Origin of the sequence: Variovorax sp. SG517, assembly GCF_013376045.1 — a bacterium.
In the GTDB taxonomy this organism is placed as follows: domain Bacteria; phylum Pseudomonadota; class Gammaproteobacteria; order Burkholderiales; family Burkholderiaceae_C; genus Variovorax.
In genome coordinates, this window is sequence record NZ_JABMJG010000010.1 from 1 (window position 1) to 13,283 (window position 13,283).

Consider the following 13,283-nt stretch of genomic DNA (forward strand, 5'->3'; position numbering starts at 1 on the left):
GCGATCGAGCTGCCCAAGGACAAGGAAATGGTCATGCCCGGCGACAACGTCAGCATCACCGTGAAGCTGATCGCTCCGATCGCCATGGAAGAAGGTCTGCGCTTCGCCATCCGCGAAGGCGGCCGCACCGTGGGTTCGGGCGTCGTGGCGAAGATCCTCGACCTGTAAGGCGAGCGCGAAGAGTACCGGAGGGGTATAGCTCAATTGGCAGAGCGTCGGTCTCCAAAACCGAAGGTTGTAGGTTCGATTCCTACTGCCCCTGCCACTTAGGTGGCACTCCGAAAAGCCCGTCGCGTCCCGACGGGCTTCGGCGTCTCAAGAGACGCATTGAATTGAAGGCCTTCGGGTCACAGGAAATCAGCCGAACATGGCCACTTCTCAAATCGAAACCGTGAGCACCGGCGCCGACAAGGCCAAACTGGCCGCGGCGGTGGTGTTGGCGGTGGGCGCCATCGTGGCGTTCTATCTGCTGGCGCGCCAGGGCTCGCTGGTGCAATGGGCTGCGCTGCTGGTCGGCCTGGCCGCGGCGGTGGCTGCCTTCGGCAGTTCGGAGAATGGCCGCCAGCTGTGGGCGTTCGGTCGCGATTCGTGGCGCGAGGTCAGGAAGGTCGTCTGGCCGACCCGCAAGGAAGCGATGCAGATGACGGCTTATGTGTTCGCCTTCGTGGCGATCATGTCCGTCTTCCTCTGGCTCACCGACAAGACGCTCGAATGGGTGTTTTTCGACCTCATTCTGGGCTGGAGAAAATAAATGAGCGCTGATCCAGTGAACGCAGTTGAAACCACGCCGGGCACGCCAGAGGAAGAAAGCACTTCCGTGCTGGCTCCTGCCGCCAACCCCGATCTGCGTTGGTACGTGGTGCATGCCTATTCGGGCATGGAAAAGGCCGTCGAGCGCAACATCACCGAGCGCATCAATCGCGCCGGCATGCAGGACAAGTTCGGCCGGATCCTGGTTCCGACCGAAGAAGTGGTCGAGATCAAGAACGGTCAGAAGCGCACTACCGAGCGTCGTTTCTTCCCGGGCTACGTGCTGGTCGAAATGATCATGGACGACGAGAGCTGGCACCTGGTGAAGCACACCAACAAGGTGACGGGCTTCGTGGGCGGCGCTAAGAACCGTCCGGCCCCGATCTCGCAGAAAGAGGTCGAGGACATCGTCAGCCAGATGCAGCAGGGCACCGAGAAGCCGCGCCACAAGGTCGAATTCACCGTGGGTGAATTTGTGCGCGTCAAGGAAGGCCCGTTCACCGACTTCAACGGCACCGTCGAGGAAGTCAACTACGAAAAGAGCAAGGTCAGCGTGTCGGTCATGATCTTCGGCCGCGCGACGCCTGTGGAGCTCGAATTCAGCCAGGTCGAGAAGACCTGAGCCCCGGACCGCGAGGTCCGAGCCATTCCCGGCTGCGCGTTGTCCGACTCGGCGCGCGGCCTTGATCGAAGAGTCGTTTAACCCCGGGGAGCCTCGGCCGCAAGCCAAGGCGATATCACCCGCAAGGAGCAAAAAGCATGGCGAAGAAAATCGTCGGCTTCATCAAGCTGCAAGTGCCAGCTGGTAAGGCCAACCCGTCCCCGCCGATCGGTCCCGCACTCGGTCAGCGTGGTCTGAACATCATGGAATTCTGCAAGGCGTTCAACGCGCAGACGCAGAGCTACGAGCCGGGTCTGGCGCTGCCGGTGGTCATCACCGCGTTCGCCGACAAGAGCTTCACCTTCATCATCAAGTCGCCGCCGGCCGGCGTGCTGATCAAGAAGGCGATCAAGCTCGAAAAGGGTTCCGCACGTCCGCACACCGACAAGGTCGGCAAGATCACGCGCGCCCAGCTCGAAGAGATCGCAAAGACCAAGATGAAGGACCTGACCGCTGCCGACATGGACGCCGCGGTTCGCACCATCGCCGGTACGGCCCGCTCGATGGGCGTGAATGTGGAGGGCGTGTAAATGTCCAAGATCACCAAGAAGCAGAAGTCGCTCGAAGGCAAGGTCGACAGCACCAAGCTGTACCCGCTGGTTGACGCGATCAACATCGTCAAGGAAGCTGCAACCGCCAAGTTCGACGAATCGATCGACGTGGCTGTCCAACTCGGCATCGATGCGAAGAAGTCGGACCAGGTCGTGCGTGGCGCCGTCGTGCTGCCCAACGGCACCGGCAAGACCAAGCGCGTGGCCGTGTTCGCCCAGGGCGCCAAGGCTGAGGAAGCCAAGGCCGCCGGCGCCGACATCGTCGGCATGGACGACCTGGCTGCCATGGTCAAGGCTGGCGACATGCCCTTCGACGTCGTGATCGCTGCCCCTGACGCCATGCGCGTCGTCGGTACGCTCGGTCAGATCCTCGGCCCGCGCGGCCTGATGCCCAACCCCAAGGTTGGCACCGTGACCCCGGACGTCGCCACGGCGGTGAAGAACGCCAAGGCTGGCCAGGTTCAGTTCCGCGTCGACAAGGCCGGCATCGTGCACGGCACGATCGGCCGTCGCTCGTTCGACAACGACAAGCTGCAGGGCAACCTCGCCGCGCTGATCGACGCTCTGGTCAAGGCCAAGCCCGCGACCAGCAAGGGCGTGTACCTGCGCAAGGTGGCTGTTTCGTCGACCATGGGTCTGGGTGTCCGCGTGGACACGCAAACCATCTCGGCGAGCTAAAGAGATTTGCTCCACCTCGCAAGGGTGGGGCGGATGTGGTGGGTCGCGGCGGCTTCGGTTGCCGCGGGCCATCCAAGACCGCTGGTGTGCAGGGTGCTGCACTTAAACGCCGGACCTCCCCGTCCGGTATCCAGCGCAGATGGCGATCCCGCTGCAAGGAATCGAGGAATTCGTTTTTTGTTCCTGACAGTTGGTCGCTGCATGAAGCGCGATCCCAGGCTCCGGCCGAAGATCGCATTAAAAGGAGTAGACCTTGAGTCTGAATCGCAGTGAGAAAGAAGCGGTCATCAGTGATGTGACCAGCCTCGCCGCAAAAGCTCAAACGCTCGTGATGGCGGAATACCGTGGCATCACGGTGGCCGATATGACCAAACTGCGCAACGAAGCGCGCAGCAAGGGTGTGACCCTGAGTGTTCTGAAGAACACCCTGGCACGCCGTGCTGTCGCCGGTAGCGCGTTCGAGGTCGTCGGCGACCAGATGACCGGTCCGCTGATCTACGGCTTCTCCGAAGACGCTGTGGCCGCCGCCAAGGTGGTGGCCGATTTCGCGAAGACCAACGACAAGCTGGTCATTCGCGGCGGCGCCTTCGGTGGCAAGGCCCTGGACGTCGACGGCGTGAAGCAACTGGCCAACATCCCTTCGAAGGAAGTGCTGCTGGCGCAACTGCTGGGCTTGATGCAATCCCCGATCTCTCGTACCGCCCGCGTGCTCGCGGCGCTGGCCGAGAAGCGTGGTGGTGGCGAAGCTGCACCCGCCGAGGCACCGGCAGAAGCACAGGCAGCTTGAGCTGCTTGCGTTTGAAACATTCAACCCAATTGTTAGGAAACAAAAATGGCATTCGATAAAGACGCATTTCTGACCGCGCTCGACAGCATGACGGTCCTGGAACTCAACGACCTGGTCAAGGCCATCGAAGAGAAGTTCGGCGTGAGCGCCGCTGCAATGGCCGCTCCGGCCGCTGGTGGTGGCGGTGCTGCTGCTGCTGCAGTCGAAGAGAAGACCGAATTCAACGTCGTGCTGGTCGATGCCGGCGCGAACAAGGTTTCGGCGATCAAGGCAGTGCGCGAAATCACCGGCCTGGGCCTCAAGGAAGCCAAGGACCTGGTGGAAGCCGCTCCCAAGGCTGTCAAGGAAGGCCTGTCGAAGGCTGACGCTGAAGCCGCCAAGAAGAAGCTGGAAGACGCCGGCGCCAAGGTGGAACTGAAGTAATTCAGACCCCCTGGAGGGCTGGAGGTGCCTGAAAAGGCCCTCCAGCCTTTGCCGCTTTCAGAGCGCACTCAAAAGCCCAGGCGAGCCGGGTTTTTGAGTGTCTTCTGACCCCGACTGCAGAAGACCCCTTGGTTCGGGCGATGTGCAACGCATCGCTGTCCGCCAACGGCTGGTAGTGGCCAGCCGCCAAGCAGTGGTGCCCCGGCACTGCTGACAAGTCGCTGAAGATCTCAAGCACCGGAGCTCTCATGGCCCAATCGTCCGCGTACAGTTACACCGAACGCAAGCGCATCCGAAAAAGTTTCGGCAATCGCGACAGCGTCGTCGAAATCCCCTACCTGCTGCAGATGCAGAAAGACGCGTACACCGCGTTCCTGCAAGCCGGCGTTCCCCCGAAACAACGTACCGTCGAAGGCCTGCAGGCTGCGTTCGACGCTGCCTTCCCGATCGTCTCGCACAACGGTTTCGTCGAGATGAAGTTCCTCGAGTACAACCTGGCGAAGCCGGCGTTCGACGTGCGCGAATGCCAGACCCGCGGCCTGACCTTCGCGTCGGCCGTGCGCGCCAAGGTGCAGCTCATCATCTATGACCGCGAGTCGTCGACCTCGCAGTCGAAGGTGGTCAAGGAAGTGAAGGAACAAGAGGTCTACATGGGCGAAGTGCCGCTCATGACGGACAAGGGTTCGTTCATCATCAACGGCACCGAACGCGTGATCGTGTCGCAGCTGCACCGCTCGCCGGGCGTGTTCTTCGAGCACGACAAGGGCAAGACGCACAGCTCGGGCAAGCTGCTGTTCTCCGCTCGCGTGATTCCCTACCGCGGCTCGTGGCTGGACTTCGAGTTCGACCCGAAGGACATGCTGTACTTCCGCGTGGACCGTCGCCGCAAGATGCCGGTCACGATCCTGCTGAAGGCCATCGGCCTGAACCCGGAATCGATCCTCGCGAACTTCTTCGTGAACGACAACTTCCGCCTGATGGACAGCGGCGCGCAGATGGAATTCGTTCCCGAGCGCCTGCGCGGCGAAGTCGCGCGCTTCGACATCACCGACAAGTCGGGCAAGGTCGTGGTCGCCAAGGACAAGCGCGTCACCGCGCGCCACACGCGCGAGCTCGAGCAGAGCGGCACCACGCACATCAGCGTGCCGGAAGACTTCCTGATCGGCCGCGTGATCGCCCGCAACATCGTCGACGCCGACTCCGGCGAGATCCTGGCCAAGGCCAACGACGAGCTGACCGAAGCGCTGCTGAAGAAGCTGCGCACGGCAGGCGTGCAGGACGTGCAGGTCATCTACACGAACGAACTCGACCAGGGCGCTTACATCTCGCAGACCCTGCGCATCGACGAAACGGTGGACGAATTCGCCGCCCGCGTGGCCATCTACCGCATGATGCGCCCCGGCGAGCCGCCGACGGAAGACGCGGTGCAGGCCCTGTTCCAGCGCCTGTTCTACAACCCGGACACGTACGACCTGTCGCGCGTCGGCCGCATGAAGTTCAACGCCAAGGTCGGCCGCGACGAGTCGACCGGCCCGATGGTGCTGACCAACGAGGACATCCTGGCCGTGGTCAAGATCCTCGTGGACCTGCGCAACGGCAACGGCGAAGTCGACGACATCGACCACCTGGGCAACCGCCGCGTGCGCTGCGTCGGCGAACTGGCCGAGAACCAGTACCGCACCGGCCTGGCACGTATCGAGAAGGCCGTGAAGGAACGTCTGGGCCAGGCGGAGCAAGAGCCGCTGATGCCGCACGACCTGATCAACAGCAAGCCGATCTCGGCAGCGCTGAAGGAATTCTTCGGCGCCTCGCAGCTGTCGCAGTTCATGGACCAGACGAACCCGCTGTCCGAAATCACCCACAAGCGCCGCGTGTCGGCCCTTGGCCCGGGCGGTCTGACGCGCGAACGTGCAGGCTTCGAAGTGCGCGACGTGCACGTGACCCACTACGGCCGCGTGTGCCCGATCGAAACGCCTGAAGGCCCGAACATCGGCCTGATCAACTCGCTGGCCCTGTATGCCCGCCTGAACGAATACGGCTTCATCGAGACGCCGTATCGTCGCGTGGTGGACAGCAAGGTCACCAACGAGATCGACTACCTGTCGGCCATCGAGGAAGGCAAGTACGTCATCGCCCAGGCCAACGCGGCCCTGGACAAGGACGGCGTCCTGACCGGCGACCTGGTCTCCGCGCGTGAAGCCGGCGAATCGATCCTGGTCGGTGCCGAGCGCATCCAGTACATGGACGTGTCGCCCGCGCAGATCGTGTCGGTGGCCGCATCGCTCGTGCCGTTCCTGGAGCACGACGACGCGAACCGCGCGCTGATGGGCGCCAACATGCAGCGTCAGGCCGTGCCCGTGCTGCGTCCCGAGAAGCCGATGGTCGGTACCGGTATCGAGCGCGTTTCCGCGGTCGACTCGGGCACCGTGGTCACGGCCACCCGCGGCGGTATCGTCGACTACGTCGATGCGACCCGTGTCGTGGTGCGCGTGAACGACGCCGAAGCGGCTGCCGGTGAAGTCGGTGTGGACATCTACAACCTGATCAAGTATCAGCGTTCGAACCAGAACACCAACATCCACCAGCGCCCCATCGTCAAGCGCGGCGACAAGATCGCCAAGGGCGACGTGGTGGCCGACGGCGCATCGACCGACCTCGGCGAACTGGCTCTCGGCCAGAACATGCTGATCGCGTTCATGCCCTGGAACGGCTACAACTTCGAAGACTCGATCCTGATCTCGGAACGCGTCGTCGCCGAAGACCGCTACACCTCGATCCACATCGAGGAACTGGTGGTGATGGCCCGCGACACGAAGCTGGGTGCCGAAGAAATCACGCGCGACATCCCGAACCTGGCCGAGCAGCAGCTCAACCGCCTCGACGAGTCCGGCATCATCTATGTCGGCGCCGAAGTGCAGCCGGGCGACACGCTGGTGGGCAAGGTCACGCCGAAGGGCGAGACCACGCTGACGCCTGAAGAGAAGCTGCTTCGCGCCATCTTCGGCGAGAAGGCTTCCGACGTGAAGGACACCTCGCTGCGCGTGGACCAGGGCTCGCAAGGCACCGTGATCGACGTGCAGGTGTTCACCCGCGAAGGCATCCAGCGCGACAAGCGCGCCCAGCAGATCATCGACGACGAACTGAAGCGCTTCCGCCTCGACCTGAACGACCAGCTTCGCATCGTCGAAGCCGACGCGTTCGACCGTATCGAGAAGCTGCTGACCGGCAAGGTCGCCAACGGCGGTCCGAACAAGCTGGCCAAGGGCACCAAGCTCGACAAGGCCTACCTGTCGTCGGTCGAGAAGTTCCACTGGTTCGACATCCGCCCGGCGGAAGACGAAGTGGCGACGCAGCTCGAGTCGATCAAGAACTCGCTGGAGCAGACGCGCCACAGCTTCGACCTCGCGTTCGAAGAAAAGCGCAAGAAGCTCACGCAGGGCGACGAGCTGCCCGCTGGCGTGCTCAAGATGGTCAAGGTCTACCTGGCCGTCAAGCGCCGCCTGCAGCCCGGCGACAAGATGGCCGGCCGCCACGGCAACAAGGGTGTGGTGTCGAAGATCGTTCCGGTCGAGGACATGCCCCACATGGCCGACGGCACGCCGTGCGACATCTGCCTGAACCCGCTGGGCGTGCCCTCGCGGATGAACGTGGGCCAGGTTCTCGAAGTGCACCTGGGCTGGGCCGGCAAGGGCGTGGGCCAGCGCATCGGCGACCTGCTGCAGCAGGAGGCCAAGGTGGCCGAGCTGCGCAAGTTCATGGAGCAGCTGTACAACGGCTCGGGCCGCAAGGAAGACATCGCCTCGCTGAGCGACACCGAGCTGCTCGAGATGGCCGGCAACCTGCAGAACGGCGCGACCTTCGCGACGCCGGTGTTCGACGGTGCCTCGGAAGAGGAAATCCGCGGCATGCTGAAGCTTGCATATCCGGACGACATCGCCAAGGCCAAGGGCCTGACCGAGAGCCGCACGCAGGCCTACCTGTTCGACGGCCGCACCGGCGACCAGTTCGAGCGTCCCGTCACCGTCGGCTACATGCACTTCCTGAAGCTGCATCACCTGGTGGACGACAAGATGCACGCCCGCTCGACCGGCCCGTACTCGCTGGTCACGCAGCAGCCCCTGGGCGGCAAGGCGCAGTTCGGCGGCCAGCGTTTCGGGGAAATGGAAGTGTGGGCGCTCGAAGCCTACGGCGCTTCCTACGTCCTGCAGGAAATGCTGACCGTGAAGTCCGACGACGTGCAAGGCCGTACCAAGGTGTACGAGAGCATCGTCAAGGGCGAGCACTCGATCGAAGCCGGCATGCCGGAATCGTTCAACGTGCTGGTCAAGGAAATCCGTTCGCTGGGTCTCGACATCGAGCTCGAGCGTTCCTAATTTGAAAAGGGAAAGAGTCTTATGAAATCGCTACTCGACCTGTTCAAGCAATTCACCCCTGATGAGCATTTCGATGCCATCAAGATCGGCATGGCTTCGCCCGAGAAGATCCGTTCGTGGTCCTTCGGCGAGGTGAAGAAGCCCGAGACGATCAACTACCGCACGTTCAAGCCCGAGCGCGACGGCCTCTTCTGCGCGAAGATCTTCGGCCCCATCAAGGACTACGAGTGCCTGTGCGGCAAGTACAAGCGCCTGAAGCACCGCGGCGTGATCTGCGAGAAGTGCGGCGTCGAAGTCACGCAGACCAAGGTGCGTCGCGAGCGCATGGGTCACATCGACCTGGCCGCGCCCTGCGCCCACATCTGGTTCCTGAAGTCGCTGCCGTCGCGCCTGGGCCTCGTGCTCGACATGACGCTGCGCGACATCGAGCGCGTGCTGTACTTCGAAGCCTACGTGATCACCGACCCCGGCATGACCCCGCTGAAGAAGTTCGGCATCATGTCCGAGGACGACTACGACGCGAAGCGCAAGGAATACGGTGACGAGTTCGTCGCCAAGATGGGCGCCGAAGGCATCAAGGACCTGCTGGAAGGCATCGAGCTCGACAGCGAAATCGAACGCCTGCGCGGCGACCTGACCGGCTCCGAAGTCAAGGTCAAGAAGAACTCCAAGCGCCTGAAGGTTCTGGAAGCCTTCCGCAAGTCGGGCATCAAGCCCGAGTGGATGGTGCTCGACGTGCTGCCCGTGCTGCCGCCGGACCTGCGTCCGTTGGTGCCGCTGGACGGCGGCCGCTTCGCGACCTCCGACCTGAACGACCTGTATCGCCGCGTCATCAACCGTAACTCGCGCCTGCGCCGCCTGCTGGAGCTGAAGGCTCCGGAAATCATCGCGCGCAACGAGAAGCGGATGCTGCAAGAGGCTGTCGACTCGCTGCTGGACAACGGCCGCCGTGGCAAGGCCATGACGGGCGCCAACAAGCGCGCGCTGAAGTCGCTGGCCGACATGATCAAGGGCAAGAGCGGCCGCTTCCGCCAGAATCTGCTGGGCAAGCGCGTCGACTACTCGGGCCGTTCGGTCATCGTGGTGGGCCCGACGCTCAAGCTGCACCAGTGCGGCCTGCCGAAGCTGATGGCACTCGAGCTGTTCAAGCCCTTCATCTTCTCGCGCCTCGAAGCCATGGGCATCGCGACGACGATCAAGGCTGCCAAGAAGGAAGTCGAATCGGGCACGCCGGTGGTCTGGGACATCCTGGAAGAGGTCATCAAAGAGCACCCGGTCATGCTGAACCGCGCTCCTACGCTGCACCGTCTGGGCATCCAGGCCTTCGAGCCGATCCTGATCGAAGGCAAGGCGATCCAGCTGCACCCGCTGGTTTGCGCGGCTTTCAACGCCGACTTCGACGGCGACCAGATGGCCGTTCACGTGCCGCTGTCGGTGGAAGCGCAGATGGAAGCCCGCACGCTGATGCTGGCCTCCAACAACGTGCTGTTCCCGGCTTCGGGCGAACCGTCGATCGTTCCTTCGCAGGACGTGGTGCTGGGTCTGTACTACACGACCCGCGACCGCATCAACGGCAAGGGCGAGGGCCTGATCTTCTCCGACATCGGTGAAGTGCAGCGCGCGCTCGACGCCAACGAAGTCGAGCTCACCGCCAAGGTGGCAGTGCGCATCACGGAGTACACCAAGAACAAGGAAACCGGCGAATTCACGCCGTCGACCTCGCTCGTGGACACCACCGTGGGCCGCGCGCTGCTGTCCGAGATCCTGCCGAAGGGCCTGCCGTTCTCGAACATCAACAAGGCGCTGAAGAAGAAGGAAATCTCCAAGCTCATCAACGTCTCGTTCCGCAAGTGCGGCCTGAAGGAGACCGTGGTCTTCGCCGACAAGCTGCTGCAGAACGGCTTCCGCCTGGCAACCAAGGCCGGTATCTCGATCGCCATCGACGACATGCTGGTGCCCGCTGAAAAGCACGGCATCATCGAGCGCTCCGCCAAGGAAGTGAAGGAGATCGAGCAGCAGTACGTCTCGGGTCTCGTGACCTCCGGCGAGCGCTACAACAAGGTGGTGGACATCTGGGGCAAGGCCGGCGACGAAGTGTCGAAGGTCATGATGGCCAAGCTGTCGAAGCAGAAGGTCATCGACCGCAACGGCAAGGAAGTCGAGCAGGAGTCCTTCAACTCGATCTACATGATGGCCGACTCGGGCGCCCGCGGTTCCGCGGCCCAGATTCGCCAGGTGGCCGGCATGCGCGGCCTGATGGCCAAGCCTGACGGCTCGATCATCGAGACGCCCATTACCGCGAACTTCCGCGAAGGCCTGAACGTGCTGGAGTACTTCATCTCCACCCACGGTGCCCGTAAGGGTCTGGCCGACACGGCGCTGAAGACGGCGAACTCGGGCTACCTGACCCGCCGTCTGGTCGACGTGACGCAAGACCTGGTCGTGACCGAGCAGGACTGCGGCACGCACGGCGGCTACCTGATGCGCGCCATCGTCGAAGGCGGTGAAGTGATCGAATCGCTGCGCGACCGTATCCTCGGCCGCACCGCAGCCGACGACGTGCTGCACCCGGAAAACCGCTCGGTGCTGCTGAAGGCCGGCGAGATGTTCGACGAGGACACCATCGAGGCTCTCGAGGCGCAAGGCGTCGACGAGGTCAAGGTGCGTACCGCGCTGACCTGCGAAACCCGCTTCGGCATCTGCGCGACCTGCTACGGCCGCGACCTGGGCCGCGGCGGCCTGATCAACATCGGCGAAGCCGTCGGTGTGATCGCCGCCCAGTCCATCGGCGAACCCGGCACGCAGCTGACGATGCGTACCTTCCACATCGGTGGTGCCGCTTCGCGCGCTGCCATTGCCTCGAGCGTGGAAGCCAAGTCGAACGGCTCGATCGGCTTCAACGCCACGATGCGCTACGTGACCAACAGCAAGGGCGAGCTGGTCGTGATTTCGCGCTCGGGCGAAATCGTCATTCATGACGAGCACGGCCGCGAGCGCGAGCGCCACAAGGTGCCGTACGGCGCGACCCTGACGGTCAAGGCCGACCAGCAGATCAAGGCTGGCCACGTTCTGGCCAACTGGGACCCGCTGACCCGTCCGATCATCACGGAATTCGCCGGCAAGACGCAGTTCGAGAACGTCGAGGAAGGCCTCACGGTCGCCAAGCAGGTGGACGAAGTGACCGGTCTGTCGACCCTGGTCGTGATCGACCCGAAGCGCCGCGGCGCCGCCAAGGTCGTTCGCCCGCAGGTGAAGCTCATCGACGCCTCCGGCGCCGAAGTGAAGATCCCGGGCACCGACCACTCGGTGACGATCGGCTTCCCGATCGGCGCGCTGGTGCAGGTGCGTGACGGCCAGGACGTGGGCCCCGGCGAAGTGCTGGCGCGCATTCCGGTCGAAGGCCAGAAGACCCGCGACATCACCGGCGGTCTGCCGCGCGTTGCCGAGCTGTTCGAAGCCCGTTCGCCGAAGGACAAGGGCATGCTGGCCGAAATGACCGGTACCGTGTCGTTCGGCAAGGAAACGAAGGGCAAGATCCGCCTGCAGATCACCGATCCGGAAGGCACGGTCTGGGAAGACCTCGTGCCGAAGGAAAAGAACATCCTGGTGCACGAAGGCCAGGTGGTGAACAAGGGCGAATCCGTGGTCGACGGCCCGGCGGACCCGCAGGACATCCTGCGCCTGCTGGGTTCGGAAGAACTGGCACGCTACATCGTGGACGAAGTGCAGGACGTGTACCGCCTGCAGGGCGTGAAGATCAACGACAAGCACATCGAGGTGATCGTTCGCCAGATGCTGCGCCGCGTCGTGGTCGACAACGCCGGCGACACGAGCTACATCTCCGGCGAACAGGTCGAACGCAGCGAAATGCTCAACACCAACGACGCCCTGCGCGCCGAAGGCAAGATCCCCGCGACGTTCACCAACCTGCTGCTGGGTATCACGAAGGCATCGCTGTCGACGGACTCGTTCATCTCGGCCGCTTCGTTCCAGGAAACGACGCGCGTGCTGACCGAAGCCGCGATCATGGGCAAGCGCGACGAACTGCGCGGCCTGAAGGAAAACGTCATCGTCGGCCGCCTGATCCCCGCGGGCACCGGCATGGCGTACCACCAGGCACGCAAGGTCAAGGACGCCATGGACGAGGCCGAGCGCCGCGCCATCGCCGAATCGGAAGCTGCCGAGCTGGCAGGTTCCGGCGAAGCCGAGGCGGCTGCCAGCACGACGGAAGCCAGCGAAGGCGCTGCGACCGAATAACTGGTTAGCATCACCGGCCATGACCGGTACATCACGCCCCCCGACCGCCCCCGGTTGGGGGGCGTTTTTCTTTGTGTTCCCATGAGGTGTAGTCGTCGATGAGTCTGTTGCCCGAATCGATGGCCGGCTGGATCGTGATCGCGATCCTGCTGTTCTGGTTTGTCGGTGCCTACAACCGGCTGGTGCGCCTGCGCGCGGCCGTGCTGCAGGCTTACGGCCAGCTCGATGCGGCGCTGGGCAAGCAGCTGGATTTCGTGCAGGCCAGCATCGCGGCGGGGCCGCAGCCCGAGGCCGCGCCCACGGGCGAGCTGCTGTCGTCGGTCGCGCCGCTGCAGGCGGCAACCGCGCAGCTCGCCACCCTGCTGGGAGCGACCCGGCTGCGTCCGCTCGACGTCGGCGGCATGGCCGCGCTGGCCACCGCGCTGCAGGTCTGGATCGGCGCCTGGCAGCGCCAGCATCCCGACCAGGTGACGGTGTTCGATGCCGACGGCACGCTGTCGCGGCCCGTGCCGCTGCAGCCCGGCGCCACGACAGCCGCGTTTTCTGTGACTGGCGCCCCCGAGCCGATCGGCTGGCCGGAGCCCTCCGCGGCGGCCGAGATCGCGCGCAGCCAGTTCAACCAGGCGGTCGCGCAGTACAACGCGGCGATCGCGCAGTTTCCGGCGGTGCTGGTGGCATGGGCCGTGCGTCTGCGTCCGGCCGCGCCACTGCTCTGAAGAGAGCCTGCGGCGCGCTTCGACCTGCGTTTCTCTCCGTTTCTTCTTCTTTCCATGCGTGAAGTCCGGCTTTTGGCCGGCCCGTTA

The 13,283-nt window shown here is 63.8% G+C and carries 9 protein-coding genes, 1 tRNA gene and 1 pseudogene; all 11 read left to right on the plus strand.

All coding sequences use genetic code 11. From position 1 onward, the window contains the following. Window positions 1-168, plus strand: a pseudogene (gene tuf / locus FHT32_RS26780) (elongation factor Tu); the annotation flags it as partial. A 21-nt stretch (window positions 169-189) separates the two neighbouring features. Next, window positions 190-265, plus strand: a tRNA-Trp gene (locus FHT32_RS26785). A gap of 102 nt (window positions 266-367) precedes the next feature. Then, complete coding sequence (gene secE, locus FHT32_RS26790; RefSeq protein ID WP_019658339.1) at window positions 368-751, plus strand: preprotein translocase subunit SecE; 384 nt, start codon at window positions 368-370, stop codon at window positions 749-751. Further along, window positions 752-1,372: a transcription termination/antitermination protein NusG gene (gene nusG, locus FHT32_RS26795; RefSeq protein ID WP_176667620.1), complete on the plus strand. Its 621-nt coding sequence runs from the start codon at window positions 752-754 to the stop codon at window positions 1,370-1,372. 137 nt (window positions 1,373-1,509) lie between these two features. Next, window positions 1,510-1,941, plus strand: coding sequence for a 50S ribosomal protein L11 (rplK, locus tag FHT32_RS26800; protein ID WP_093206996.1), 432 nt, complete (start codon window positions 1,510-1,512; stop codon window positions 1,939-1,941). Then, complete coding sequence (rplA, locus tag FHT32_RS26805) at window positions 1,942-2,640, plus strand: 50S ribosomal protein L1 (protein WP_176667621.1); 699 nt, start codon at window positions 1,942-1,944, stop codon at window positions 2,638-2,640. It abuts the gene before it with no gap. A 253-nt stretch (window positions 2,641-2,893) separates the two neighbouring features. Continuing rightward, on the plus strand, window positions 2,894-3,427 hold the full coding sequence (gene rplJ, locus FHT32_RS26810) for a 50S ribosomal protein L10 (protein ID WP_176667622.1): 534 nt from the start codon (window positions 2,894-2,896) through the stop codon (window positions 3,425-3,427). A 45-nt stretch (window positions 3,428-3,472) separates the two neighbouring features. Next, a complete protein-coding gene (rplL, locus tag FHT32_RS26815) occupies window positions 3,473-3,850 on the plus strand; it encodes a 50S ribosomal protein L7/L12 (RefSeq protein WP_093207002.1) in 378 nt (125 codons plus the stop codon). Window positions 3,851-4,098: 248 nt separating this feature from the next. Beyond that, window positions 4,099-8,223, plus strand: coding sequence for a DNA-directed RNA polymerase subunit beta (rpoB, locus tag FHT32_RS26820; RefSeq protein WP_176667623.1), 4,125 nt, complete (start codon window positions 4,099-4,101; stop codon window positions 8,221-8,223). A gap of 21 nt (window positions 8,224-8,244) precedes the next feature. Further along, window positions 8,245-12,480, plus strand: coding sequence for a DNA-directed RNA polymerase subunit beta' (rpoC, locus tag FHT32_RS26825; RefSeq protein ID WP_176667624.1), 4,236 nt, complete (start codon window positions 8,245-8,247; stop codon window positions 12,478-12,480). Between the two features lie 98 nt (window positions 12,481-12,578). After that, window positions 12,579-13,196, plus strand: coding sequence for a lema family protein (locus tag FHT32_RS26830; protein ID WP_176667625.1), 618 nt, complete (start codon window positions 12,579-12,581; stop codon window positions 13,194-13,196). Window positions 13,197-13,283: the final 87 nt, after the last annotated feature.

What these genes read in the sequence shown, in the direction of transcription:
- rplK (WP_093206996.1), top strand. Translation starts at nt 1,510, where the DNA reads ATGGCGAAGAAAATCGTCGGCTTCATCAAGCTGCAAGTGCCAGCTGGT.
- nusG (WP_176667620.1), top strand. Translation starts at nt 752, where the DNA reads ATGAGCGCTGATCCAGTGAACGCAGTTGAAACCACGCCGGGCACGCCA.
- rplA (WP_176667621.1), top strand. Translation starts at nt 1,942, where the DNA reads ATGTCCAAGATCACCAAGAAGCAGAAGTCGCTCGAAGGCAAGGTCGAC.
- rpoB (WP_176667623.1), top strand. Translation starts at nt 4,099, where the DNA reads ATGGCCCAATCGTCCGCGTACAGTTACACCGAACGCAAGCGCATCCGA.
- secE (WP_019658339.1), top strand. Translation starts at nt 368, where the DNA reads ATGGCCACTTCTCAAATCGAAACCGTGAGCACCGGCGCCGACAAGGCC.
- rplL (WP_093207002.1), top strand. Translation starts at nt 3,473, where the DNA reads ATGGCATTCGATAAAGACGCATTTCTGACCGCGCTCGACAGCATGACG.
- rpoC (WP_176667624.1), top strand. Translation starts at nt 8,245, where the DNA reads ATGAAATCGCTACTCGACCTGTTCAAGCAATTCACCCCTGATGAGCAT.
- FHT32_RS26830 (WP_176667625.1), top strand. Translation starts at nt 12,579, where the DNA reads ATGAGTCTGTTGCCCGAATCGATGGCCGGCTGGATCGTGATCGCGATC.